General features: G+C 41.9%; 20 protein-coding genes and 2 pseudogenes. 4 read left to right on the top strand and 18 right to left on the bottom strand.

Annotated features, from left to right (window positions below):
- Positions 1 to 185 precede the first annotated feature (185 nt).
- From AHMF7605_RS13095 to AHMF7605_RS13075, 5 genes are all read right to left on the bottom strand, one after another.
- Positions 186 to 962, bottom strand: a complete 777-nt coding sequence (locus AHMF7605_RS13095) for a LytR/AlgR family response regulator transcription factor (protein ID WP_106930004.1) — start codon at positions 960 to 962, stop codon at positions 186 to 188.
- Positions 962 to 2,074, bottom strand: coding sequence for a sensor histidine kinase (locus AHMF7605_RS13090; RefSeq protein WP_106930002.1), 1,113 nt, complete (start codon positions 2,072 to 2,074; stop codon positions 962 to 964). The genes AHMF7605_RS13095 and AHMF7605_RS13090 overlap by 1 nt, the downstream gene beginning before the upstream one ends.
- Positions 2,075 to 2,095: 21 nt before the next feature.
- The gene (locus AHMF7605_RS13085; RefSeq protein WP_106930000.1) at positions 2,096 to 2,575 is read right to left on the bottom strand and encodes a DUF4188 domain-containing protein; all 480 of its coding nucleotides are present in this window, start codon (positions 2,573 to 2,575) and stop codon (positions 2,096 to 2,098) included.
- A gap of 189 nt (positions 2,576 to 2,764) precedes the next feature.
- Positions 2,765 to 3,421, bottom strand: coding sequence for a hypothetical protein (locus AHMF7605_RS13080; protein WP_106929998.1), 657 nt, complete (start codon positions 3,419 to 3,421; stop codon positions 2,765 to 2,767).
- A gap of 108 nt (positions 3,422 to 3,529) precedes the next feature.
- Entirely contained in the window at positions 3,530 to 5,689 is a 2,160-nt protein-coding gene (locus AHMF7605_RS13075; RefSeq protein ID WP_106929996.1) for a TonB-dependent receptor, read from the bottom strand.
- A gap of 461 nt (positions 5,690 to 6,150) precedes the next feature.
- Here AHMF7605_RS13075 and AHMF7605_RS13070 point away from each other — a divergent pair, with 461 nt between their 5' ends.
- The gene (locus AHMF7605_RS13070; RefSeq protein WP_106929994.1) at positions 6,151 to 6,570 is read left to right on the top strand and encodes a VOC family protein; all 420 of its coding nucleotides are present in this window, start codon (positions 6,151 to 6,153) and stop codon (positions 6,568 to 6,570) included.
- Positions 6,571 to 6,693: 123 nt separating this feature from the next.
- Here the strand turns inward: AHMF7605_RS13070 and AHMF7605_RS13065 are convergent, their stop codons facing one another.
- Both AHMF7605_RS13065 and rpoN read right to left on the bottom strand, forming a co-directional pair.
- Positions 6,694 to 7,302: a hypothetical protein gene (locus AHMF7605_RS13065; RefSeq protein ID WP_233219039.1), complete on the bottom strand. Its 609-nt coding sequence runs from the start codon at positions 7,300 to 7,302 to the stop codon at positions 6,694 to 6,696.
- Positions 7,303 to 7,462: 160 nt separating this feature from the next.
- Positions 7,463 to 8,983 (bottom strand): RNA polymerase factor sigma-54, encoded by a 1,521-nt coding sequence (gene rpoN / locus AHMF7605_RS13060; protein ID WP_106929990.1) that lies wholly within the window; start codon positions 8,981 to 8,983, stop codon positions 7,463 to 7,465.
- A gap of 281 nt (positions 8,984 to 9,264) precedes the next feature.
- Between rpoN and asnS the strand changes: the two genes are divergently transcribed.
- Positions 9,265 to 10,653: an asparagine--tRNA ligase gene (gene asnS / locus AHMF7605_RS13055; protein WP_106929988.1), complete on the top strand. Its 1,389-nt coding sequence runs from the start codon at positions 9,265 to 9,267 to the stop codon at positions 10,651 to 10,653.
- 158 nt (positions 10,654 to 10,811) lie between these two features.
- Here asnS and AHMF7605_RS31115 read toward each other — a convergent pair whose 3' ends face one another.
- From AHMF7605_RS31115 to AHMF7605_RS13040, 3 genes are all read right to left on the bottom strand, one after another.
- Positions 10,812 to 11,099, bottom strand: a complete 288-nt coding sequence (locus tag AHMF7605_RS31115) for a type II toxin-antitoxin system RelE/ParE family toxin (RefSeq protein ID WP_106929986.1) — start codon at positions 11,097 to 11,099, stop codon at positions 10,812 to 10,814.
- 1 nt (position 11,100) lies between these two features.
- Entirely contained in the window at positions 11,101 to 11,283 is a 183-nt protein-coding gene (locus AHMF7605_RS13045) for a hypothetical protein (RefSeq protein WP_106929984.1), read from the bottom strand.
- Positions 11,284 to 11,487: 204 nt separating this feature from the next.
- Positions 11,488 to 12,900, bottom strand: a complete 1,413-nt coding sequence (locus AHMF7605_RS13040) for a DUF6056 family protein (protein ID WP_106929982.1) — start codon at positions 12,898 to 12,900, stop codon at positions 11,488 to 11,490.
- Positions 12,901 to 13,200: 300 nt separating this feature from the next.
- On the opposite strand from AHMF7605_RS13040, the gene AHMF7605_RS13035 reads away from it, so the two are divergent.
- Together AHMF7605_RS13035 and AHMF7605_RS13030 are read left to right on the top strand one after the other, a co-directional pair.
- Complete coding sequence (locus tag AHMF7605_RS13035) at positions 13,201 to 13,980, top strand: enoyl-CoA hydratase-related protein (RefSeq protein WP_106929980.1); 780 nt, start codon at positions 13,201 to 13,203, stop codon at positions 13,978 to 13,980.
- A gap of 71 nt (positions 13,981 to 14,051) precedes the next feature.
- On the top strand, positions 14,052 to 14,669 hold the full coding sequence (locus AHMF7605_RS13030) for a DUF4142 domain-containing protein (RefSeq protein ID WP_106929978.1): 618 nt from the start codon (positions 14,052 to 14,054) through the stop codon (positions 14,667 to 14,669).
- A 206-nt stretch (positions 14,670 to 14,875) separates the two neighbouring features.
- Here the strand turns inward: AHMF7605_RS13030 and AHMF7605_RS13025 are convergent, their stop codons facing one another.
- The 8 genes and pseudogenes from AHMF7605_RS13025 to AHMF7605_RS12990 form a co-directional block, all read right to left on the bottom strand.
- On the bottom strand, positions 14,876 to 15,172 hold the full coding sequence (locus AHMF7605_RS13025; protein ID WP_146153583.1) for a hypothetical protein: 297 nt from the start codon (positions 15,170 to 15,172) through the stop codon (positions 14,876 to 14,878).
- Positions 15,173 to 15,559: 387 nt separating this feature from the next.
- Positions 15,560 to 18,459: pseudogene (uvrA, locus tag AHMF7605_RS13020) on the bottom strand (excinuclease ABC subunit UvrA).
- Positions 18,460 to 18,807: 348 nt separating this feature from the next.
- The gene (locus AHMF7605_RS13015) at positions 18,808 to 19,743 is read right to left on the bottom strand and encodes a lytic transglycosylase domain-containing protein (RefSeq protein WP_106929974.1); all 936 of its coding nucleotides are present in this window, start codon (positions 19,741 to 19,743) and stop codon (positions 18,808 to 18,810) included.
- A gap of 115 nt (positions 19,744 to 19,858) precedes the next feature.
- The gene (locus tag AHMF7605_RS13010) at positions 19,859 to 20,311 is read right to left on the bottom strand and encodes a hypothetical protein (protein WP_106929972.1); all 453 of its coding nucleotides are present in this window, start codon (positions 20,309 to 20,311) and stop codon (positions 19,859 to 19,861) included.
- 13 nt (positions 20,312 to 20,324) lie between these two features.
- Complete coding sequence (locus AHMF7605_RS13005; protein ID WP_106929970.1) at positions 20,325 to 21,188, bottom strand: LOG family protein; 864 nt, start codon at positions 21,186 to 21,188, stop codon at positions 20,325 to 20,327.
- 515 nt (positions 21,189 to 21,703) lie between these two features.
- Positions 21,704 to 22,201 carry a hypothetical protein gene (locus tag AHMF7605_RS13000; RefSeq protein WP_106929968.1) on the bottom strand — a complete coding sequence of 166 codons (498 nt, stop codon included), beginning with the start codon at positions 22,199 to 22,201 and terminating at the stop codon, positions 21,704 to 21,706.
- Complete coding sequence (locus tag AHMF7605_RS12995) at positions 22,198 to 22,503, bottom strand: hypothetical protein (protein WP_146153582.1); 306 nt, start codon at positions 22,501 to 22,503, stop codon at positions 22,198 to 22,200. Before AHMF7605_RS12995 ends, AHMF7605_RS13000 begins: the two co-directional genes overlap by 4 nt.
- 380 nt (positions 22,504 to 22,883) lie before the next feature.
- Positions 22,884 to 24,133, bottom strand: a pseudogene (locus tag AHMF7605_RS12990) (ABC transporter permease).
- Positions 24,134 to 24,153: the final 20 nt, after the last annotated feature.

Genomic DNA, 24,153 nt, shown 5'->3' with positions numbered 1-24,153 from the left:
TTTTCATACGGATAGGTAGTATCTGGCGCGCAGCTACGAGGCAGTTTGTATTTTCGTAAATCAATGAAGCCAATAAGCCAAGCCTGCATTGTACAGCATCGAGAGGGCGAATAAATTGAGCTGGAATTTATTCATTTAGCTGTTATCTGTGCCATGTAATCCGTGTAAATCGGCGATTTAGATAATCACCTATCCAGCCAATCTTTAAAGGCGTTTACTTTTTCGCGGCTTACAACTACGTCGGTATCGGTAGAATTTCTTAAAAAAGTTTTTAAGCGGCTATTTGAATAACTAACAATATCCTGAATGGCATTAAGACCAATTAAGTAGCTGCGGTTAATCCGAAAGAATTGCTGCGGGTCGAGTAAGCTTTCGAGTTGCTCCAACGAAAAATCCACAACAAAGCGCTTGTTTTCTTTCGTTTGCAGGAACGTAGCTTTTTCCAGGCTAAAGAAAAAATCAATTTGCTCCACCGGTATAGATTTAAGGTGTTCTCCCACTTTTACTACAAACCGATTTTTGTAAGGCTGGTGGCCCAACATCTGCATGGCTTTTTGCAAGAACTCCAGGTTAGGCGTAGTGGGTTCCGGCGGGCGGGTAGCGGGTAAAGTTAATTGCCGAAATTTGCGGAGAGAGGCCGCTAACTCGTCGGCATCAATGGGTTTTAGCAAATAATCAATACTGTTTACTTTGAAAGCCTTAATGGCATATTCGTCGTAAGCCGTAGTAAAAATTATGGGGCAAGGTACCGTGGTCTGGTCAAAAATCTCAAAGCTTAATCCATCGGCTAGTTGAATATCAAAGAAGGCTAAATCAGGATGCAAACCAGCATTAAATTCCTGCACCGCTTTTCGTACCGATTCAATTTTACCTATAATTTCTATTTCCGGATTGATTTGTTGCAGTAAGTTAGCCAGACGGTCGGAAGCCAGTTTTTCGTCTTCAATAATAAGCGTGCGCATCAGGAGGTAAAGTGAAGCAATGGTAATTTAACCCGAAAATACGCGGTGGTTTGCTCGATTACTACTGGCTTACCGGTTAAATAGCTATAACGGGCTTGAATATTTTTTAACCCCATACCCACTGAATCGGAGCGTACATTCTTGATTTGCAGATTATTTTCTACTACCAGATATTCCTCGTCGGGCTGGTAAATTTTTATTTGGAGGGGTTGGTCTTCCAGAATCATGTTGTGTTTAATGGCATTTTCGATAAGCATTTGCACCGAAAGCGGAGCAATCTGGTAGTTAGTGGCGGGAAAACCAGCTAATTTTATCTGTAAGCTGTTGCTGTACCGAATCTGTTGTAAAAAAATGTATGAATGCACAAATTTCATCTCATCGGCTAGCGATACTACTTCTTTGCTTTGGCTGTCGAGCACGTAGCGGTATACTTCGGAAAGCTGCTTAATAAATTTCACGGCTAATTCCTGGTCGGTGGTTACCAGCGAGGTAAGAGCATTCAGACTATTAAACAAAAAATGCGGGTTTACCTGGGTTTTCAGGCTTTCGTACTGCGAGGCAATACTTTCTTTTTGCAAGCGTTCGGCGTCGATGGCAGTTTGGCGCCAGCCTAATAAAAAAGTACGACTGTGCATGAATAAGGAAATGAAAAAGGTAATAACCACTGGGCCGTAAACCAAATTAAGCCAATCTTTAGTGGTTAAAGTCATTAAACTTAAACCACGCAACGGTAGCATCACGGCGTTTATTCCAATAATTATCGGAAACGAAACTACCAGGGTACCAACTAAGCTAATGAATAACCGCCGGCCCGGATTTCTGAGCCACGGATAATAGCGGTCCAATCCTCTGGACAATTGGTCGTTAGCTGTCCAGAGAAGGTAAAAAGCAACGGTTGAAAAAAATAAGCTAAAAAGTCCTGGTTTTAATTGCCATTTCTCAGGTTGGCGAAAATAAGGCAGAAAGTTTAGTAAATTAAGCAGAAGAAAAATTAATACCGGCCATTTCAGGAACTTAACCGACGGCCTTTTATGGGGAGAAACAGTTTTAATGGGAGTAGTTGACACTAGTGCAGGTTTGGGGCGGAAAGATAATATTTTTGCGGGTCCCATACGGTAAATGGACTCAGGAAACTAAGGTTGTTCGGTTACCTTCATTCGGTTACGGGCTTCGTCCAGGTAATCGGTTACCGGCATGCTTTTACTCACCTTTCCTAAGCCAAAAGGCGGCATGTTTACGTAAATGCTTTCGTGTTTGCCCGGCGCAATCTGGTACGTTTCGTGCCACACGCCCACTGCGCCCGAAGCGCGTACTTGCTTGTTAAACTTTATCCAATTCGGATAATGCTCGGCCTTCGGGTTGCGGGCGTAAGCTTCCAGTTTCTCGAACGATTCCCAGTATTGTACCATTATGGTAGTGCGCCCGAACCATTGCTCACTACCCAGAAAACCGGAAGCCGGATTTTTTACCAGTTCCTGAATCATGCGGGGCATAGACATGGCCACAGGCAACCATTGCCCGATGCTCCAGAATTTATTAATGCGCATTCCAATCAAGAACACCACAAATTCCCGGTCTAAGCGGGTAGTCATTCGGCCGTTAATAATACTCATGGTTTAAAATTTAGTCGATAGTCCACAGTCGATAGTCCATAGACCACAGTGTGAATATATTGAAAAATTTACTTATGAAAGGGTTAAATAGCAAGCCATTACTGTTTTAAAGGTATTGCAGACTCTTTCTTAACTGTATTTAGTCTGTACCTTTTGAATTGCCTCTAACTTTAGTTAGGGATTCAAGAGTTACTTTCCGCTGGCGCTGTTGGTCTGGCATTTTTCGAGCAGGTAGTTATTAATGGTTAAACCCCAATCCGGGGCAATAGCGGAAGTAGGTTTAAATTGAGCAAACTTTTGTTGAGCTTGAGTGAGTAAAGGTAAGGCTGCTGCTGGTCCACCACCAAACATCGCCGGCGTATAAAATAAGTTCTGCCCCATTAAGTAATACGCTCTTGGGTTTTCCGGATTTAGATTTTTAGCTTTTTCCAGGGCCTGCATGGCCAAAGGCGCGTATTGAGCCCCCCGGTTCATAGCATCTATTTGAATCCGGGCTTGGTGCAATAAACCCTGTAAAGCAAAAATCTCGGATTCGTTGGCTTGCAGTTTCAAAGCCTGGTCGAGGTGTTGCTGCGCCCGGTCTAACAACTGGTCCTTTTTAGTTCCTTCCTGTTCTAAAAAACTCATCTGAATGTAACCTTGCGCGGCATAATACAAGGGTAAATATTCCTTTGTTTCGGAGCTGGCAATGCGTTCAAATTTATTAACGGTGCCTTGCAATTCAGCGGACGTTTTAGCCTTCTGCAAGTCACTAATAGCACCGGCCATAGCAGTAACAAAAGTATTTTGAGCAAAAGTAGAAGTAGCTACTAAAATAAAGCTAAGAATAAACAGTACAGTTTTCATGGTCTTTCTAAGTTAAATGGTGGAATAATTTGAAAAATTAAATAGCTGATTGATTGAAAAAGGGATAAATGGAAATTGATAAATGATAATAGTTACTGCTGATAATAGTTACTGCGTTTTAGTTGGGTGATTGATGGAAATAAATAGCCCGACAAAAGCAAACCGAGGAGCGGGTGGCTTAATCGCGGCACTTTGGTATTCTCCGGCGGCATTAGGGATATTGCCAAACCGGTAACCGTATATATTTTGATGACCCAGTAAATTAGTGCACGATACGTACAAAATGGTGTAATGCTTTTTGATATTGGTCAGGTAACTAATGTTCAGGCTTAAATCAGTATAAGTGGGCGTGCGTTCCTGATTAAAACCCGGCAGATTCGGATTATGATACGGCCGGCCACTCGCCAGGCTGTACGTAGCCCCGACTAAAGTTTGGAGTTTAGGTAAAAAATGTTTGTATACAACCGCTACATTATGCTTCGCCGCAAACGTAGGAGTTACCGCGTACTCGTAGAACTTATTGTAACGTTTGGTATCCAGCCAGGAGTACGAAATCCAATAATCGCCGTGCTTAATGGTTTTCTGGTCGCGCCAAAATAGTTCTATACCTGTCGCGTAGCCGTTACCTCTGTTTTGCAGGTTGGAAAAGGTGTAAGTGTTTACTTGCTGAAAGGTAACGAGTTGGTTGTATTTCTTGTAAAATCCTTCCAGCCGAAAAGTACGGTTTTCCTGAATGTGCTGGTAATTTAAAATATAATGCTTGGCATTTTCAAAGTTCAGGTTACGAGAGTATTTTAAATAGTCGTTTTCGGGAGTTTGATAGTAATGCCCGAAAGCTGCCGATATCTGGCTGTAGCTACCGGTTTTGTAAGCCAAGGAGGCGCGGGGTGCTACATTAGTCCGGTTGATTCTGCTGCTGTATTCAGCACGAACACCGGGCCGCAGCACCAGGCGGTTGCTCAGGTAAATATCGGCTTCCGAGAATACCGCACTGGTTCGGTCGGTAAAATTGCCGCCTATCGTTTGCTTCGGCTGCGCAATGAAATAATGCTGGTCGAAGTTTTTTTGCTGGTACTCGCTGCCTGCTTTAAAGGAAATTGCCTCACTGGCTTGGTACGTAAAAACTGTTTTAGCAAGGCCTTGCCACTCCTGCGTTTTTAATTTATTCACGTTTAAACCCAATTGGTCCTGGTCGCGGGAGAAAGCCAAACCTGACCGTACGGTCCATTTCGGACTTAGTATTTCCCGGTAAGACGCGTTTAAGTAGGTATTCTGGTTGTGTAAATTTACTCGCAAAGTGCTGTTTTCCTGGTCTAAGTCTGGTTGCTGTAAAACCATTTTTGATTGGCTTAGACTGCCGAATACTTTGAGCATACCCGTTTTAGAAGTTTTATACCGGAATACCGTAGTGCCGCCCACCGAAACGGGTGCTTTCTGCCAATTTAAATCTTGTTTCATTAGCCCGAACAAAGGAGCCAGATTAGAATAATCTGCCGATACTGCCAGCGATGAACTTTTCCAGCGTTTCGTTTCCGAAGCGCTTACGCCCACTGCCATTAGCGATAAACCCGTCTGGCTTTCGGTAGCTAAGTCGTTTGAAGTAAGTAATAAAGCGGAGGATAAAGCTTGTCCGTATTCGGCGGAGTAGCCGCCGGAACTAAACACCGTGCCGCTGAACATAAAAGGAGAGAAACGGCCTCGGGCCGCAACATCGGGCACGCTGGAATTATAAAATTTGTTTACCAGCAGCCCATCCATAAAGGTTTTAGTTTCGTAACTGTCACCGCCCCGCACAAATAATTTTCCGGTTTCGCCTACTTTGGTGGTGCCCGGTAAGGTGTTTAAAGCGCCGGTAATATCGGCAGTGGCCCCGGCCGTAGTAGCAATGTCCAGCGGCTTTAACAGCGTAGCCCGTTTTTCGTCGCTAGCTTCGAAAGCACCGGCCGTAATTACCACGGTATTAAGCTCGTTCCGTTCTTCGGCTAAATTAATTGTTAGTTGTTGCGCTCCCGGTTTTAACTCAAGTAACAGCTCTTTTTGCTTGTACCCGATAAACGTTGCTATTAGTATTTGAGAACCTTTTGCCTCCGTTTTAAAAGTATAATGGCCGGTGGTATCCGCCGAAGCTCCATCGTACAGCCCTTTTAAAAAAACGTTGGCCCCGATTATGGGCTTACCTTGGTTATCTTTAACCGTTCCGGAAATAGTGGTTTGCGCCCAACTTGTAGCCGAGGCGAAAATCAGCGGAAGGAGTAGGAGTTTTTTCATAGTAGCAGGCTTTATGATTCAAATATGAACCGGAGAAGCACGCCCTGAAAATTAACCTTACTCAACTGTAGAATTAGCCGGATGAATTGTAGAAGGAGAAGGTTGGGAAATTTGTTTTACCAAGAACAATTTTGTTGTTCTAAATTGACTTTATAGTAGTTGTTACGCTAAACTTGTTACATTAGAGAGCTTTATGCCATAAAAGTATGCGATTTTTTCACGGTGAGCATCCAGAAATGCTGGTACATTGTTTAACACGTTGAGGCTTTTACCAGCAGGTAAAAGCCTCTCTTAAGAAAAAACTAGTACTACAGTTGGTCAGAAAAGACAATAGTTGTGTAAAAAATTACTGGATTAAGCAAAGTAGTTAAAGACGTGACTAACAATTATTAGTAAAATATTTTAGATTGCTGATTTTAGTACTTGAATCTTTTTAATTCACCCTTTTAATTCTGATTTAAATGAATAGTGTTGAAACAAGTAATTCTGATAATACTGCTAGTGTTTCTGTCTCGATTGCTCCTTGGTTATCTGTGCGGAATAGCGGCAGTGCCGTTGACTTTTACAAATCGGCCTTTGACGCTGTAGAAACGTACCGTCTGGAAGTGCCCGATGGAGGAACAGTAGTTAAACTTTCCGTTAAGGGCGCTGAGTTCTGGATAAGCGATGGAGCGCCGGATGAAGGCAGCAATAATCCGGAATCGGTAGGAGGAAATTCTGTTCGCCTGATTTTAACAGTGCCCAATCCGGATGCGCTCTTCACTCAGGCTTTAAACGCCGGAGCAATCCAAATATATCCGGTAGGCGAAGAGCATGGGTGGCGATTAGGGCGATTGGTAGATCCTTTCGGATTGCACTGGGAGATTGGTCACCCTGTATGATAATAATTTGCCGTTAGGTTATGAGCTGACTTTTTTAGGAAAATATCGAAATGAAAGTTTACCAGTAAGTAGGCACCACTTCCGACGATTATATTTCTAAGTAAAACCGCTAAAATTTGCGTTTCAGACTAAAATGCCAATTCCAAAACCTAAAGCTAAGCCCATTATAAAACCGGTGTAAACCTGCAAAGGCGTATGAGCGTCCAAGGCCAGTCGCGCGGAAAGTACGACACCGCTTAACAAAATGGAGCCGGATACCAGATATAAGGTTCGTTGTTCTGGCTGCCAGGTGTGCAAAAGAATGATAAATCCCAGCGCTCCGCCTATACCCACGCCATGAGCGCTTATTTTCCAGAAGTAAGAAATAGCGAAAATGAAAAACACGGCCAGGGTTATTACCACCATTATCAAATACAGCAAAGGGTCGAAAACCTGTTCGCGGTAGAACATATAGGTAAGCATCCCGAAACAGACAGTAGTAAAAAATAAAGGCCAAGCGCGGTCCGAACGTTCTTCGGCCATAATAGATTTTATGTAACCGGTTCGTACCAAGGCCAGCGTTCCCAGGGTTGGAATTAAAAAAGTAGAGAAAAAGACCAGCAACATTACTAACCAGCGGCTAACCAGCGGAAAAGTAAGTAAGGATACCGGCATAAAATACAGGAGCAGGTAATATAAGTAAGACGGTACCAGCAAGGGGTGAAATATAAAAGAAATAAACTTTGCCAGCATTCGGTTCACTGAAGAGAATTATAAATTAGAATTAAAAATTAGAAAATTAATCAAGAGCTATAACTTAATAGTTAATAGGTTATTTTGCAGATAGCAAATTAACTTAAACTAAAATTGAAAACCACCCATTTCTAATTCATAATTTCTGATTTATAATTCCTTAAAGCTCTTTCCGCAGTCGGGCGACGGGAATATTTAATTGCTCGCGGTATTTAGCCACGGTGCGACGGGCAATGTTGTAGCCTTTCTCGTTGAGCATTTTCTCCAGTTTATCGTCCGATAAAGGTTTCTTTTTGTTTTCTTTATCAATAATTTCTTTCAGAATATGTTTTACTTCCCGGCTGCTGGCATCTTCGCCGGAATCGGTGGCAATTCCTTCGGAGAAAAAGTATTTAAGCGGATAAACCCCAAATTCGGTTTGTACACTTTTACTATTGGCTACCCGCGAAATGGTTGAAATATCCATGCCTATGTCTTCGGCAATATCTTTCAAAATCATCGGGCGCAGCTTACTCTCATCACCTTCCAAGAAAAATTCGCGCTGGCGTTTTACAATGGCCTCCATGGTGCGTAACAAGGTTTGCTGGCGTTGTTTAATGGCGTCAATAAACCATTTGGCCGCATCAAGCTTTTGCTTTACAAAAGTTACCGTTTCTTTCAGCTTTTTATCTTTTTTGGCGCTTTTATCATACGCATCAAACATATCGGCGTACTCGCGGCTAATGCGCAAGTCAGGGGCATTCCGGGAATTAAGCGTTAAATTAAACTGGCCGTTTTCAATGGTTAAAATAAAATCCGGAATAATATACTGCGGTTTGCCGGCTCCCGCATCCGAGCCACCGGGTTTTGGGTTCAGCTTTAAAATAATATTAATGGCTTGTTTCAATTCGTGATCATCAATATCCAGCCGCGACTGAATTTTCTCGTAGTGCTTCTTCGTGAATTCGTCGTAGCACTCGTCTATGATACGTTCGGCAATTTCGGTGTATTCTTCCTGGTCGAGGCGCTCCAGTTGCAGTAGTAAACATTCCTGCAAATCGCGGGCACCAATTCCGGCCGGGTCGAAAGTTTGAATTTTACGTAAAACGGCTTCTATTTCGGCTTCGGTAGCTTCAATATTCTGCGAAAAAGCCAGGTCATTGGCAATAGAACTTAATTCTCGCCGGATATAGCCGTCGTTATCAATACTGCCGATGAGCTGCATGCCAATGGCTTCCTGTTCTTCGTTCAGGTTCAAAAAGCCCAACTGATCCAGGAGCGAATCGATTAAAGTGGAAGTGCCGGCTAAAGGCATATCCCGGTCTTCGTCTTCGCCCGGGCCATCGCCCTGCATTTTATAGCCCGCAATTTCGTCGGAATGGAGGTAATCATCTAAATCCAGATCCCCACCATCGTCAACCACGTTATCATCTGCGCTGTCGTACGAGTCCTCGGAACTGCCTTCCTCGAAATCTTCGTCTAAGCTATCGTCCGAGTCAAAATCATCGTCGTCATTTCCTTCCTCCTCATCGGAGCGTTCTTTATCTTCGTCCGGGCCTTCTTCCAGGGCCGGGTTCATCTCCATCTCTTCTTTTATCCGGGCTTCCAGTTCGGCCGTAGGAATTTGTAACAGCTTAATAAACTGTATCTGCTGCGGCGAGAGCTTCTGCGATAAAAGTTGTTTTAAATCGAGTCTTTGCATATTGGGGCCATCTTACCGGCGGAATCGTTGGCTTGTCAAAAATATGATATTTTTACTGCTCTTCTAAAAAAAAGGTTAAAATATCGTTACTTTGTGCCCTCGCGACAGCGTCGCTAATTAGAAATTAAAAATTAAGAATTAGAAATTTGGCTAGTCTATTACTTAGTAAACCCTTTTAAAGTCAAACGGGTTAGCTAATTTTTAGCATTATTAGTGTGTTTCTACTATTTCTGCTTCTTTAAAATTTCTAATTTCTAATTTTTAATTTCTAATTAAAAGTTATGAAACGAACCAAGGTTGCTGAATTGCTGCAAGGTAATGCTTTAGGGCAAGATGTATTAATAAAAGGCTGGGTGCGCACCAAGCGCGGAAACAAATTTGTAAATTTTATTGCCGTAAACGATGGCTCTACCATCCATACCGTTCAGGTGGTAGCTGATGTGCAGCAGTTTAACGAAGAAAGCTTAAAAGATATTACTACCGGCGCTTGTGTAGCCGTAACGGGTATGCTCGTAGAATCGCAAGGCAAAGGCCAATCCGTAGAAATACAAGCCAAAACTATTGAGGTATTAGGTTTAGCGGATGTTGAAACGTATCCGTTGCAGAAAAAAGGACATTCGCTGGAGTTTTTGCGCGAAATTGCGCATTTGCGGCCACGTACCAATACTTTTGGCGCAGTATTCCGCATTCGGCACGCCATGTCGTACGCGGTACATAAATACTTTAATGATAAGGGCTTTTATTACGTGCAAACGCCTATTATTACGGGTTCCGATGCCGAAGGTGCCGGTCAGATGTTTCGGGTAACCACGTTAGATGTTGCCAATCCGCCGAAAACAGAAACGGGTGCCGTCGATTTTTCGCAGGATTTTTTCGGTAAAACTACTAACCTGACGGTTTCGGGTCAGCTAGAAGGAGAAGTGGCTGCTATGGCCTTAGGCGAAATTTACACCTTCGGACCAACTTTCCGGGCCGAAAACTCGAACACTACCCGACATTTAGCCGAGTTTTGGATGATTGAGCCTGAAATGGCTTTCTACGACCTGAACGATAACATGGATTTGGCCGAGGAATTTCTCAAATACCTGGTAATGTATGCTTTAAATAACTGCAAAGACGACTTGCAGTTCTTAAACGACATGTACGATAAGGAGCTTCTTACCCGTCTGAACTTTGTAGTAACTAACAGCTTTGAGCGCTTAGAATACACCCAGGCTGTAGAAATTTTAAAATCGGCAAAGCAGAAATTTGAATTTCCGGTAGAGTGGGGTACTGATTTACAAAGCGAACACGAGCGTTATTTAGTAGAAAAGCACTTTAAAAAACCCGTTATTCTCACCAACTATCCCAAACACATTAAAGCGTTTTACATGAAGCAAAACGAAGATGGTAAAACCGTACGGGCCATGGATGTGTTGTTCCCGGGTATAGGGGAGATTATTGGTGGTTCGCAACGCGAGGAAAATTACGAGAAGCTGGCCGCCCGCATTAAAGAAATGGGTATTCACGAAGAAGAACTGTGGTGGTACCTGGAACTGCGTAAATTCGGTACCGCGCCGCACGCCGGTTTTGGATTGGGCTTTGAGCGTTTAATTTTGTTTATTACCGGTATGGGTAACATCCGCGACGTGATTCCATTCCCGCGCTTCCCAAAAAGCGCGGAGTTTTAATTTGGGATTTTAGTATCTAGACGCTAGAAAATAGACCTTCGTATTTTAGTAACAAGCCCATTGCTCATGCATTGGGCTTATTTGTTTATATTTATATACAAGTTAATAGAATGATAATGCTTAGGGTAAGATACCTCCGAGATTGTAGAGTCTTTTATTTAATCAAATAATGAATCTTCTTTTAAAGGGCGGAATCCATTATGCACAGCAAGTATATCTATTTGGCTGTCGGATACAATCAGGTATACAATTTGATAATTTCTAAAGATCAATTCTCTAATTTCTGGTTTGTCTATCTCCGGTACTATTCGGCCTATTTGAGGGAAGTGTTCCAGATTTTTTGTTTTCTCAAATAATTTATCTGTTAATTGGTCAGCAAACTGCCTAGATTGATAACTAAAGTATTCACGTGTTTCATGTATATTTTCGATCGCTTGGCGGTCCAGTTTATTTTAACCATTGCTTCAGCATTTCTTTAGCTTCTTGAGTAGAATACACTTCTCCCTTTTTCGATTGCTCCCGACCTATTTCTATTTTTTGCAATAACAGTAACTTATCCATTAATTCATCAATGGAAAACTTCTCTGGCATATCTTTTAAGGTATTTATCAATTCTGCTTTGGTTATCATATTGTGTTTTCGTAAGGTACTTTAGATAATATACGGATAAATTAGTTTTTTTAACTATTGCAACACTGCTTAATCTACCGCCGATTTAAAAAAACGGGAGACTAGTAGTAATTTATTAAAGTTATTTTGAAACTTTCAGCAAATTAAAACTTACAGGTCTAGTAGACTGGCATAGTAAATTAGTTAAGCCTTTCCGGACTAGAATTACTCTGAAATTAAAAGCAGCTTTTTGCCAAAATATTGGGCGTAAAAAGTATTCTCCCAAGAAGAATCGGCTGGTACTTCTTCAAAAAAAATAGTTTTAGGTCGGTTTTTAGCAGTTTTAATCGGGCACTCCTGGCACGCATTGGTTTTTAAAGTTACGTATCGAGCCTGCATTTCGTGGTTATAATGGGCTGCCTTCCCGGAAAGTAAATCAGAATAAGCTATGCGAATGTTGGATTGTTTACTGTAAAAAAGAAAAAGTATTCCCCAAAGCAGTAGCACACCTGCCACATAGTTCGGTAACCGCAACCATACCAGCTTGTCTCGCAGGAACTGGGCCCAGATTAACAGATTTATTACCCAACCGAGCAGGAAAACAAAATAAATACTATTCTGTGCTCGGGGAGGAGAAGGCATGTGTTTGCTCCAGTAGGCCACAAAATACCCGCTGGCTAAACATCCGTACAAAATAAAAGCAACTAATACAGGATGAACCTTAGGAAAAACCTGGGTTTTGGGTAACCATTTGGCGGCAACTGAAAAAAGTAAAATACTCGTAATAAGTAAAAGCGGAGAGGAAAGTAGCCAATTCAATGTATTATTGATTGGAACCAGCAAAGCGTGCCCAAGTGCGTACCAAAAATCGTGTTGTAAGGGATATTCCTGCGCCCGCATGTTGTTGCCGGGTGCCAAAAGAACAAAACTGCACGCTATAGCCGTTACCGCCAGTAGCCAAAGTAGAAAATAATCGGGGTAGTGGTGCTGCCAAATAGAAAGCAGAAAGAAGCAAGTAAGTAAAAATGCTACCATCGCCATATTGGTTTCGTTGCAGCCGATAGTAGCAATTAATAAGAAAGTAATCAGCAGTTGGCGGGAGATAGTACGTTTACTGGGTACTCGTTGGTAATAGCGAATTAAATTAGTGAGTAAGAACAAACCTAAGATGTTAGCTAATTGATAACTAATAACTCCGGACATCCAGTAAATAGTTTGCGCTACCGTAGGTATTTGGTGCAGGTACAATACTAGTAGTAGCAACGCCAGTGTCAGTACAGTTTTACGAGGTAATTGGGGGCGGATAATAGCTGCCACGAACCCGTACAGGCTGCCAGCAAAAAGCACTAAAAAAATAATGGGTAAAACTTTGTATAAAGTAATAGAATGGTAAACTAACGGATTAAAGCTGCCTATTAGCATAGCTGTATAACGGCCGCTCCAATTTTGCCGCATGTCGAGTTGAGCTTGCCAGGGGCCTTTTGCTATGACTAAATTGGTTAACCAAAAATCGTCGGCGGCAGGATGACAAAAAACGGCTAACATTACAAAGGGTAACAAGGCTAAGCCAAGTACGAGTAAAGCCCCATTTACTCCCCAAAATCGATTTACTATTCCTAATCCAGACGATTGAGTCATGCCGCAAGATGCGCACTTAATTGCTGTAAATCTAAGGTAATTTCTTTTTTACTAAGGAGTAAGTTTTATGTTGGGCAGTTACCAAAAAGCTATAACCTTTGCTGCATCAAAAATGCCTGTAAAGGTATTTTTTCCTTCACTTACCAAGTAAAAGAGTAAAATTATTCCTCGTCCTGCTTTCGTTATTATCTTAGATAAGTTATTTTATCCAATGCAGAAATACTTAAAAAGCAGTGTTATTCAGAACAGAAATGTTTAGTTTTAGAACAGCCAAATTTATCTTTTACTTAATGATATCTCATGTACGAAACGCTGCTGCTGCAAATATCGGATGGTATTGCTACTATTACTTTAAACCGGCCGGAGGTGTATAATGCCGTCAACGAAAAGCTTACGGATGAGTTGCAGGATATTTTAAAACAAATAGCCCGTAATAACGAGGTTCGGGTACTGGTACTCACCGGATCGGGTAAAGCCTTTTGTTCCGGCCAGGATTTAAAAGAAGCCGCTCAACTGGAAAATCGCTCCTTATCCGATTCTTTGCATAAACGGTATAATCCGGTTATTCGGGCTATGCGGGAGTTACCGAAACCAATTATTGGTAAATTAAACGGGGTAGCGGCCGGGGCAGGCTGCTCCTTAATTTTGGCCTGCGATATGATAATAGCTTCCGAAGCGGCCAGTTTAAGTCAATTATTTATAAATATAGGCTTGGTACCCGATTCCGGTTCATCGTTTTTTTTACCGCGGTTAGTTGGTTCTTTAAAAGCTTTTGAGTTATGTACCCTCGGTACTAAAGTAAATGCCCACGATGCTCTGGAATTAGGCTTGGTGAACCAGGTTGTAACAGCCGAGGCCCTCGATAAAACAGTGCAGCAATTAGCCGAAAGGTACGCCGCCGCACCTACCAAAGCGATTGGTTTAATTAAAAAAATGCTGCAAAAATCGGGGAGCGCCACCTTAAACGATATGCTTGATTACGAAGCCTATTGCCAGGATATTGCAGGCCAATCAACGGATTTTCGGGAAGGAGTAGCGGCTTTCCTGGAAAAACGAACTGCCCGCTTTACCGGAAATTAGGTGTATAAAAGCCCTATAACGTAATAAGACTAGCTGCGTATAGAGTAAAAAAATAATACAACTGAAAAATTATGAAAAAATTAACTATTAGCAGCCTGATTGCCTTTATGTTAGTAACGGGCTTTGGCTGTAATTCAAACAAAAGCAATTCTGAAAATTCAACCGACAACACCTCCGCTTCGGGAACTGCTTCCGATTCCAGCGGCATGACTTCTTCGGACACAACCGCTAGTTCTACTATGAACGCTACTCCCACTAACCAATCCGCTAATGACTTTATGCTGAAAGCCGCCAGTGGGGGCATGATGGAAGTAGAATTAGGTAAAATGGCGCAGGAAAAAGGCAGTAACGCCGATGTAAAAGCATTTGGTCAGAAAATGGTGGAAGATCACGGCAAAGCGAATGCAGAATTAAAAACACTGGCCGCTGCTAAAAATGTAACGCTGCCGGTAGATCTGATCGCCGAACACCAAAAACATGTAGATGCCATGAAAGCCATGTCGGGCGCTGATTTCGATAAGCATTATATGAGCATGATGGTGGATGATCACAAGAAAGATATTGCTGAATTTGAGAAAGCTACCCAGAACGAAGATGCGGAGGTGAAAGGATTTGCCTCTAAAACTCTGCCCGTATTAAAAATGCACTTAGATATGGCTCAAAAAGCAAATGCAAAAGTATCAAAATAAGTAAAGTTAACTGTTAACTTAATAGGTAAAAAGCCGAAGCGTACAATAGTAGCTTCGGCTTTTTTTATGATTTGGTTTTAGATTACCGGTTATTAAAGTTATACGGGTAACTTCCCGGGTATCAATTATTGCCACTAGCAAGTTGAAAAAACTTAAAAAATAGATTAAGAATTATCAGATAGGCGGAGGCAGCATCTTTTGTAAGATTAATAAAACAGCACGTTCTGGTTACCGTTTTCTAAATAAGGCACTGCTTCTTCATCCGAGATAAGTTTATAGCTAGTATTTAAAGTGTCCTCGTCGCTATCGTACTGGGTAATTTCTAGTAAGTATTCATTCACCATTACCGTTTTATAAACGGAATAAGTAGTGGGTATAAAGCCCGGATTGGAAGTAGTATCATCGTTGGTTAAAATTCCTAATGCTACCTGATCCAAATGATCAATCACATAGCGTTGTCCGCAATCAGTAGTGATTAAATTTAGTTGGGTCCTATCCTTCATCTCAGCGATTCTCCTCAATAATTAAGTCTAACGTAAGTGTAATTATTGCTACCTGGAAGTTATACTGCAAAATAAATTCTTAACAGTTACGCAGGAAATTCATTTTGGATATAATTTTTATTTTTATCCTGCTAAAATAAGAACTACTGTGGAGGTCTAAATCTAGTATACAAAATACTTATAAATATTTGATTTGCAAAGAACTATGCTTATAAGTTTCGGCTTGACAGAATTCTGTTTTTTAGGTAAATTAAAGAATAGAGTTGACAGTTGGATATCGACTGAAATAAAAAATCCCTCTCTCAGTAGAGAAGGATTTAATGATTAATTTTCTTAATTATATTATAAAAGAGAAAAGTAGTTTTGGATGGTGTATTTAGTTAATTTTTACTGTACGTAATGACTGGTGCGCAATTCCTCGCGCAGAAACCGAGCCGTATAACCTTTATCACAGGCAGCTACTTCTTCGGGAGTGCCTTGCGCTACAATGTTGCCGCCTGCATCGCCCCCTTCCGGCCCAATATCAATAATATAATCGGCTACTTTAATCATGTCGAGGTTATGCTCGATAATTAATACGGTATTGCCTTTATCCACGAGCCGGTGAATTACATCGGACAAATGCTTAATGTCTTCAAAATGCAATCCGGTGGTGGGTTCATCCAATATATAAAACGTTTTACCGGTATCTTTTTTTGCCAGTTCGGTTGCCAGTTTTACTCGTTGCGCTTCGCCGCCCGAAAGGGTAGTAGCCTGCTGACCCAAGGTAATATAACCTAAACCTACTTCGTTTAGTATCTTTATCTTGCGCAGAATCCGGGGCTGATTATCAAAGTACTCCACGGCTTTTTCTACCGTCATGTCCAGCACGTCGGTAATGGATTTACCTTTAAAACGGACTTCCAGAGTTTCGCGGTTATAACGTTTGCCTTTGCAGGTTTCGCAGGGTACGTATACATCCGGTAAAAAATTCATTTCGATGGTGCGCATGCCGGCGCCTTCGCAGGTTTCGCAACGGCCACCTTTTACGTTAAAAGAAAAACGACCCGCCGAATAACCCCGGATTTTGGCCTCGGGCAACTGGGCAAATAAAGCCCGGATATCAGTGAAAATACCCGTGTAAGTCGCCGGATTAGAACGTGGGGTCCGACCAATCGGCGACTGGTCTACTTCAATTACTTTGTCAATATTTTCCAAGCCTTCAATGGCTTTATAAGAAAGCGGATCGCGCTTGGCATTAAAAAAGTGCTGGTTCAGAATCGGAAATAAAGTATCGTGAATGAGCGTGGATTTTCCGCTACCCGAAACACCGGTAACCGCAATTAATTTACCCAACGGAAATTTTACTGTAAGATTTTTTAAATTATGCCCGGTAGCACCCCGTAATTCTAAAAATTTACCATTTCCTGGTCGTTTCGCCGTATGTACTTCTATGTGTTTCTGGCCGCTTAAATACTGTGAAGTAAGACTACCCGAGTTAAATATTTCTGCGGGCGAACCTTCGGCAACAATATGGCCGCCGTGAATACCCGCTCCCGGACCAATATCCAACACGTGGTCGGCGTGCAGAATCATGTCTTTATCGTGTTCCACCACAATTACTGAGTTGCCAATGTCGCGCAGATTTTTGAGGGCATTAATCAGCTTTTCATTATCGCGCTGGTGCAAGCCAATACTGGGCTCATCCATTATGTACAAAACGCCCACCAGTTGAGTACCAATTTGGGTAGCCAACCGAATCCGCTGCGACTCCCCGCCCGATAAAGTACGAACCGAACGGTGTAAATTCAGGTACTCCAGGCCTACATCGAGTAAAAACTTAATCCTTTTCCGGATTTCTTTCAGCAGTTCGCGGGCAATTAAATTTTGGCGTTCGCTTAGGCGGTCTTCCAGGTTATGGAACCAGTCGGCTAATTTGCCAATGTTAAACTGCGCTAATTCCCCAATGTGCCGGCTATCTAATTTAAAATGCAGTGATTCTTTTTAAGCCGGTACCCTTGGCATTCGGGGCAGGTGCTGGTCTGGGTATATTCGTTAATCCAGGTGCGAATGGCATCTGAATCAGAATCCATTTGCTTGCGCAGAAAGTTGATAATACCTTCGAACTGCGTAATAAAATTCTGACCTTTGGCTTTTACAATAATATCTTCGTCGATACCATGAAGCAACTGGTGCAATACGGGAGCCGGAATATCCTGAATGGGGGTGGAAATGCTAAGTTTATTTTGTTTCAGGATCGTTTGAATCTGATTAAAAATCCAGATATCGCGGAATTCGCCGAGTGGAGAAATACCTCCCCGGCTAATACTTAAACCCTTATCCGGAATAATAGATTCTTCGGTAATTTCCTGAATTTCGCCTAAACCATTACAAGTCGGGCATGCACCGTAAGGCGAATTAAAGGAAAACGTGTTCGGAGCCGGATCGTCGTAGGCAATGCCGGTGGCCGGGTCCATGAGGTGCCGCGAGAAAAAGTAAGATTGATTCGTATCCGGGTTCAGGATGGTAACGGTACCTTTACCGTGGGTAAGCGCGTTTTGCACCGAACTCGAAATGCGATAGCGGTCTTGGGCATGTACAATAATCTTATCTATTACAATCTCGATATCGTGAATTTTGTAGCGGTCTACCTGCATTTTAGGCATTAATTCCAGCAATTCGCCATCTACCCGCACGCGCACAAAGCCCATTTTCCGGATTTGCTCAAATAGCTCGCGGTAATGGCCTTTGCGGCCTTTTACCACCGGGGCCAGAATAATCAGCTTCTTTTTATCAAAGTTTTCGAGAATGTGGTTTACAATCTGATCATCGGACTGCCGGATCATGCGTTCACCGGTTACGTAGCTAAAGGCCTCGGCGGTACGGGCATACAGTAGGCGCAGAAAGTCGTAAATTTCAGTGATGGTGCCTACCGTAGAGCGTGGGTTGCGGCTCGTAGTTTTTTGCTCAATGGAAATAACCGGACTCAAGCCTTCGATTTTATCGACGTTAGGCCGTTCCAACCCGCCCAGGAAAGAGCGGGCATACGCCGAGAAAGTTTCCATGTAGCGGCGTTGTCCTTCGGCGTAAATAGTATCGAAAGCCAACGACGATTTGCCGCTGCCACTTATGCCGGTAAATACCACCAGCTTATTCCGCGGAATTTGCAGGCTGATATTTTTTAAATTGTGCTCCCGGGCGCCATACACCTCAATTAAAGGTGCTTCGGTGGGGGTAGGAGGAGGGGCAACTGCAGTTGCCGTAAGAGTATCGTTATTAGAGGAAAGTGCTTCTTTTTTTGGGGCCATTGCCAAACTGAATTAATCTGCAAAGATACGCAAAACTAAGCGTATTAGCAGGTTAAGGTTAATCTTATCTAAACAGTTTTTGAGAAGTTTTGGTTTAAGATATTGGAATTGTTTGTTTTGACTTAGGTAAAGTCATTATTAAATTTTATACTGGGTAAAACAAGCATTTAATTCCTGCTAAAATAGTGCGTAAGTAAGACAGTATCCCACAAAATGCTAATTTCCGTAGCCAGGGGCCGAATTTGTTTTACCTGGCTTATTTGTCTTTAATTGCTTGAGCCAATGCTTTGTTAGCCAATATACAAGCAACTACCACCACGAAGTAAGTTTTACGAATAACCTAAAAATTTAAAAGCGGCTACTTCTATAATCGCGGGTAGGGTTTACTATGGTTTGCGGAAGTTGCAGAGAGTAGATGGCCGTCGTATCGGCTACGGTTAATTTGTAACCTTTTAACCAGGGATTATGCAAGCGTAAAATTCTGTAATTTATACCTTGATTTAAGGCGAACTGCGGCAAATCTTCGATGGTAGCATTTATGGTTACCGGCCGAGTAGGTACCGAGGAGTAAACATCGGCCTGAAGTAAGTCAAAACCATAGCGTTTGGGGTTTTCCATGATTTCTTTTAAGGCCAGAATCCGGAACATATACCGCGAGGTTTCTTCGTTCAGGTACAAATCGTAGTAGGAGGTAACTTTTTGGGCTTTTAAGGCGGCCTGTAAACCGCCCATGCCCCGGTTGTAGGAGGCAGCGGCGTTGGTCCAGGAGCCAAAGCGCTGCCGGGCTTTTTTAAAATAATTACAGGCCGCAATGGTCGATTTCTCGAAATGATAACGCTCATCTACTTCATCGTTAATGGTAAGTTTTAACTCCCGGGCCGTAGAAGGCATAAACTGCCAGACTCCCACCGCACCCTTCGGAGAAATAACATTACCGAGTAAACTTTCGGCCAGGGCTACGTACTTAAAATCGGCGGGTAAACCATTGGCTTCGAGTACCCGTTCCAGTTCGGGTAAGGAGCGCTGCAAACGTTTTAAAGCGAGTAAAACATTGGAGTGAAAGTACGCATTCGATTGTAATTCCCGATCCAGGCGTTCGGCCACATCGGTTACTTCTAAGGGTACTGGCTCACCGGCGAAACTCATGGTTTTAGGGAGGGGGAAAGGCCGGTAGCTGTTCACACCCGTAAGAGCCGGAGTTACCTGCTGGCTGCATAAATTTACTACTCCTAACAAGCAAGCCAGAAAAAACAAGTATTTGAGGTAAGGAGTTGGCTGGGTCATGAGGAAGTTTTATTAAATTATAAATTGAATCACACAGCTAGTTGGGTGTAAGCTCTAATTACCTAACTCTCTTGTGTGAATAACGAGCAAGATGGTCTTGTTGCACATTTTACTATTAGGTGTAATATTCACCATCCCAAGGCTCGCTAAAAGCAATTGTAGAACTAGGCTGTAATTCAATCATTTGAATTTCATCATTTGGAATCAACCCAAAATCAATTCCGTCTATTTCTGTTTTAAATGGTTTTACTTCAATATCTTTAAATTCCAGCTTTCCTAATTCAGCTATTAATTCTTCCAGCAATTGATTGGTTTTGCCCGGCTGAATTTCACTTGTTTTGCCTGCGTACTTATATTTTGTCTCTATGGGATTCCCTTTTTTGTCAAAGAGGTAAACTAATGCATATTCAAGTCTCTCATCTTCCCAATTACCACTTGAAAAGCCATTAGGAAACACAAAAGTATCATAGCCAAAAAACAAAATTCCATTTTCTGTCTCTCCCAGATAATGCGTGTAATAATCTTCTTCACGCGTTATTGGTATTAATTCTGGATGCCAATTACTCACATTTTGTTTTTAATTAAAAATTTGGTGATAATAAATACTTGCCGTAAAAGTCATCGATTACTTTAACCGCATCGGTGGCATTGTCAACCAAGTGCACCAGGTTTAAATCTTCCGGGCTAATGTTATTCTCACTATGCAACATTACGTCTTCAATCCAATCGAATAAACCTTGCCAGTACTGTTTTCCCACCAGAATAATCGGGAATTTACCGATTTTCTTGGTTTGAATAAGTGTAATCGCTTCGAATAATTCGTCGAGGGTGCCAAAACCGCCAGGCATTACCACAAAACCTTGGGCGTATTTTACAAACATTACTTTACGCACGAAGAAATAATCAAAATCGAGAATTTTGTCGTGATCAATGTAGATATTATGCGATTGCTCAAACGGCAATTCAATGTTTAAACCCACCGATTTTCCCCCTTCGGAATGGGCACCTTTGTTACCTGCTTCCATAATACCCGGGCCACCGCCGGTAATTACCCCATACCCGTGGCGCACGAGCTTAGCGGCAATTTCTTCGGCTATTTTGTAATACGGGTTGTCGGGTTTGGTGCGAGCCGAGCCAAATATGGAAACACAGGGGCCAATGCGGGACAGTTTCTCAAAGCCTTCCACGAATTCGGCCATTACTTTAAAAATTTGCCATGAATCGGCAATCCGGATTTCGTTCCAATCTTTATCAACGAAGGCGCGTCGGATTTTACTGTCGTCGTCGGAAATTGTGCGGTTATCCTTTAGAGCTTGCTTTCGGGCTTCTTTTATGGATTTCGCTTTATTATCGTTAATCTCCGGCTGAATAATGGTTTGGCCACTGCCTTCGTTAACGGTTTCTTCGTGAAGTTTCGTTTTACTGGTTTTACGGAGTTTGGTCATAAGTAATTAAAAATCGGGCGCAACCTGCGGGCTGCGCAAACGTGATAAAATGAATGAATACTTTAAAATTTATTTTTACAGTATTTACTAACCGGCCGTGCGACTGCTTTTAGTACATCCAGGAGCAGACGGAGCCAATTTCTTTGAACTAGAATAACGGCGAAAAGTTACAGCCAGAAGTGTTATTAAATAGTTAGGCAGGATTTATATAAATACTGGATAAGAAATACCAAGCAGGTAAACAGTAGGTGCAGAGCATTACTACTTCGCCACTAGTTTCTATAATCAGGTAGGTATTTTCTAATTATCTAGCTAAATTATTTATTTGTAAAATCTTGGTCAGGATTTATTCTGTTTTCTACTTGTCTTCTCTTTCCTTATCAACCATTTTTCATTACAAATAGTGCTTTTGTCGGTTCTTACCAGCGAATGTTGTTAAAGGATTTACCGGAAATTTCTAGCGTAAAACAGCAGCTTTACAAAAGTATGTATTAACACTGGCACTAATTTTAAAATCAGGGCTTCAACTTATATTCACTTACAGCGTGTAAGCCCATGCGGTACGAAATTTCTAATTCCAACATTAAACCGGAAGCTTGTTTTAGATGAAAGAAAACGGGCCGTATAGCTCCGTGGAAGTTAAGATAATTATTTCGTAAAAGCGGACTGCCATAATAATAACCAACTTTATCTTTACCTATTTTGACTAAATAATTAGCCACTAAACCCGGACTGAATCCCTCTAATTGGGTCCATTCCTGGTCAGACTCATTCAGCTTGGGAGTAATGTTCTGAATGGCATAACATACTGCTAACTGTAAATTAAATTCACGGTGTTCTTGCTGAAAAATAAATTTATTCACTCCTACTCCCAACAGCATGGTTGGCGGAGCGCTGTTTTGGTCGCGGCTAGTAAAAAGGTGATATTCTTGTTTTAGTTTATTGCCGTAAAAGCTCATAATTAAACCACCACTAATTCCTTTTTTACCCGTAAACATCAGATCCATTTTCATGCCCCACCAACGCCTAAATGTTTGCCGGCATTACCCATAAATCCATTAAATACCCCGCCAAAAACTAAATCTACTCGCCTACCCGCCTTCCGGATGTATTCAAAATCTTCCAGGGTATATTCTTTATAACTTAGATTATTTGAAGGATAAAGCGGTTCTTCCCTGATTCTGTATTTGGGAAAGTTGAATTGCATGAAGTAAGGAGCATTTACCTTTACTCCGTCCACTGTTTTAGGATAAAAGCTTGGTATGGGAGTGCGTTTTAAGCTGTCTAGAATAGCTGCATCGCTTATACCATTCACTTCTTCCAGAATGGCGGTACCTACGGTATCAATGCTATAAATAAATTCGAGAGAAACTTTCTCTAATTACCTTCGCTGTTCTTTTGTAAAATCAATCTTGTAATACGCTAAAGCTAATTTCTGGAGGCCGCCTTTTGGTTGTGCACCCGTATTTAAACTATCAATAGTCTGGCTATGTACCGGAAGATAAAAAAGTAAACTAATGAAAATAAATAGTATTTGTTTCGGCATCGTTGTATTATCTTTTGCTTTTTTCTAAAGCACAAAGATAACACAGGTTTAAATATATTTTGAATTAAATATTTTAAGTTAAATATATTTAAACAAAGCAAAACTGCCAAATAATTAATTTTAAGGGATTATGAAGGATTACAAGCGTACTACTTCGAGCGGATGGCAATCACCGGATCGAGGTTAGAAGCCAGCACGGCCGGAATGATACCCGATAAAACGCCAATCACCACGGATACCCCCAAACCCAGCGATATATTAGCCAAGCTCAGCAAAAGTTTTAAAGCATCCTGCGGAATAAGCGTGATCAGGAAAACAATAAATATGCCTACTCCCCCCCGATTAAACTTAAAAAAACCGACTCGAACAAGAACTGAAAGAGAATAAAGTAATTTTTGGCGCCCAATGATTTTTGAATGCCGATGATGTTGGTTCGTTCTTTTACCGATACGAACATAATGTTGGCAATACCAAAGCCGCCTACCAAAATCGAAAAACCGCCGATAACCCAACCTGCTACCCCAATAACTTTAAATAAGCTGGAAATAGCTTCGGCCACCATTTCGGGCCGGTTTAAAGCAAAATTATCTTCTTGGCGGGGTCGCTGGCCGCGAATGTTGCGCATCACCCCTTTAATCTCGTATTCCAATTCCTGTAAGCCGGGGTCCGTGTCCAAGCCTTTTACGGCAATAGTGGGTTCCACGCCGCCGCGGCCAATGGAAAATAATTTACTAAAAGCACCGTACGGAATTATCGCGTTTTTGTCATTAGTGGGCGCTCCGAGCATGTTTTCGCCTTGTTTTTCCATTACTCCGATTACCGTAAATTTTTGTCCTTTTATTCGGATGGGTTTGCCAATGGCCACTTGGTTTCGGAACAAATTTTCGGCAATAGTAGCGCCAATAATAATTACGTTACGGGCCGCATCAATTTCCTGGGTAGTAAAATAACGTCCTTCGGCGGTGGGCATATCCGAAACCAAATTATACGCGTACGACACTCCCATTAAATTAATGCCGGTAATGTTGTTGTTGCGGTATTTTAAAGTATTATTGCCGGTATCCCAAAAAATAGCTACTCCCTGCGCATTTTCTAAGTATCTTTCTAAAAGTTTAAATTCGCGGATGCTAGGTGCCGGTCGCTGGAAATACTTCCACCACGGATATTCTTCGTTCGCAAACGACCACGGCCATTTTTGTACGTAGATTACATTATTACCTAAAAAATTCATGCTGTTACGAATGCTGCGCTCCAGCGAATCAACAATGGTAAATACCGAGATAATGGCAAAAATACCAATGGTAACGCCGAGCAGCGAAAGAATAGTGCGTAACAAATTAGATTTTAAAGCTTGCCAGGCAAACCGAAAACTTTCCAGAATAAGCCGCAGGTAAATCATTAGCTGATAGAGCTTTTAGA

This window comes from Adhaeribacter arboris, assembly GCF_003023845.1.
GTDB lineage: Bacteria > Bacteroidota > Bacteroidia > Cytophagales > Hymenobacteraceae > Adhaeribacter > Adhaeribacter arboris.
The sequence above is the reverse complement of the archived record's forward strand: the minus strand, read 5'-3'. Positions and strand labels throughout refer to the sequence as shown.

Excerpts from the sequence above, each read along its gene's own strand:
- AHMF7605_RS13080 (WP_106929998.1), bottom strand. The coding sequence starts at position 3,421 with ATGAAAACTGTACTGTTTATTCTTAGCTTTATTTTAGTAGCTACTTCT.
- AHMF7605_RS13075 (WP_106929996.1), bottom strand. The coding sequence starts at position 5,689 with ATGAAAAAACTCCTACTCCTTCCGCTGATTTTCGCCTCGGCTACAAGT.
- AHMF7605_RS13030 (WP_106929978.1), top strand. The coding sequence starts at position 14,052 with ATGAAAAAATTAACTATTAGCAGCCTGATTGCCTTTATGTTAGTAACG.
- rpoN (WP_106929990.1), bottom strand. The coding sequence starts at position 8,983 with ATGCAAAGACTCGATTTAAAACAACTTTTATCGCAGAAGCTCTCGCCG.
- AHMF7605_RS13040 (WP_106929982.1), bottom strand. The coding sequence starts at position 12,900 with ATGACTCAATCGTCTGGATTAGGAATAGTAAATCGATTTTGGGGAGTA.
- AHMF7605_RS13025 (WP_146153583.1), bottom strand. The coding sequence starts at position 15,172 with ATGAAGGATAGGACCCAACTAAATTTAATCACTACTGATTGCGGACAA.
- AHMF7605_RS13000 (WP_106929968.1), bottom strand. The coding sequence starts at position 22,201 with ATGAAAATGGATCTGATGTTTACGGGTAAAAAAGGAATTAGTGGTGGT.
- AHMF7605_RS13085 (WP_106930000.1), bottom strand. The coding sequence starts at position 2,575 with ATGAGTATTATTAACGGCCGAATGACTACCCGCTTAGACCGGGAATTT.
- AHMF7605_RS13045 (WP_106929984.1), bottom strand. The coding sequence starts at position 11,283 with ATGATAACCAAAGCAGAATTGATAAATACCTTAAAAGATATGCCAGAG.
- AHMF7605_RS13070 (WP_106929994.1), top strand. The coding sequence starts at position 6,151 with ATGAATAGTGTTGAAACAAGTAATTCTGATAATACTGCTAGTGTTTCT.
- AHMF7605_RS13005 (WP_106929970.1), bottom strand. The coding sequence starts at position 21,188 with ATGACCAAACTCCGTAAAACCAGTAAAACGAAACTTCACGAAGAAACC.
- AHMF7605_RS13015 (WP_106929974.1), bottom strand. The coding sequence starts at position 19,743 with ATGACCCAGCCAACTCCTTACCTCAAATACTTGTTTTTTCTGGCTTGC.
- AHMF7605_RS13065 (WP_233219039.1), bottom strand. The coding sequence starts at position 7,302 with ATGCTGGCAAAGTTTATTTCTTTTATATTTCACCCCTTGCTGGTACCG.
- AHMF7605_RS13035 (WP_106929980.1), top strand. The coding sequence starts at position 13,201 with ATGTACGAAACGCTGCTGCTGCAAATATCGGATGGTATTGCTACTATT.
- AHMF7605_RS13090 (WP_106930002.1), bottom strand. The coding sequence starts at position 2,074 with ATGGGACCCGCAAAAATATTATCTTTCCGCCCCAAACCTGCACTAGTG.
- asnS (WP_106929988.1), top strand. The coding sequence starts at position 9,265 with ATGAAACGAACCAAGGTTGCTGAATTGCTGCAAGGTAATGCTTTAGGG.
- AHMF7605_RS13095 (WP_106930004.1), bottom strand. The coding sequence starts at position 962 with ATGCGCACGCTTATTATTGAAGACGAAAAACTGGCTTCCGACCGTCTG.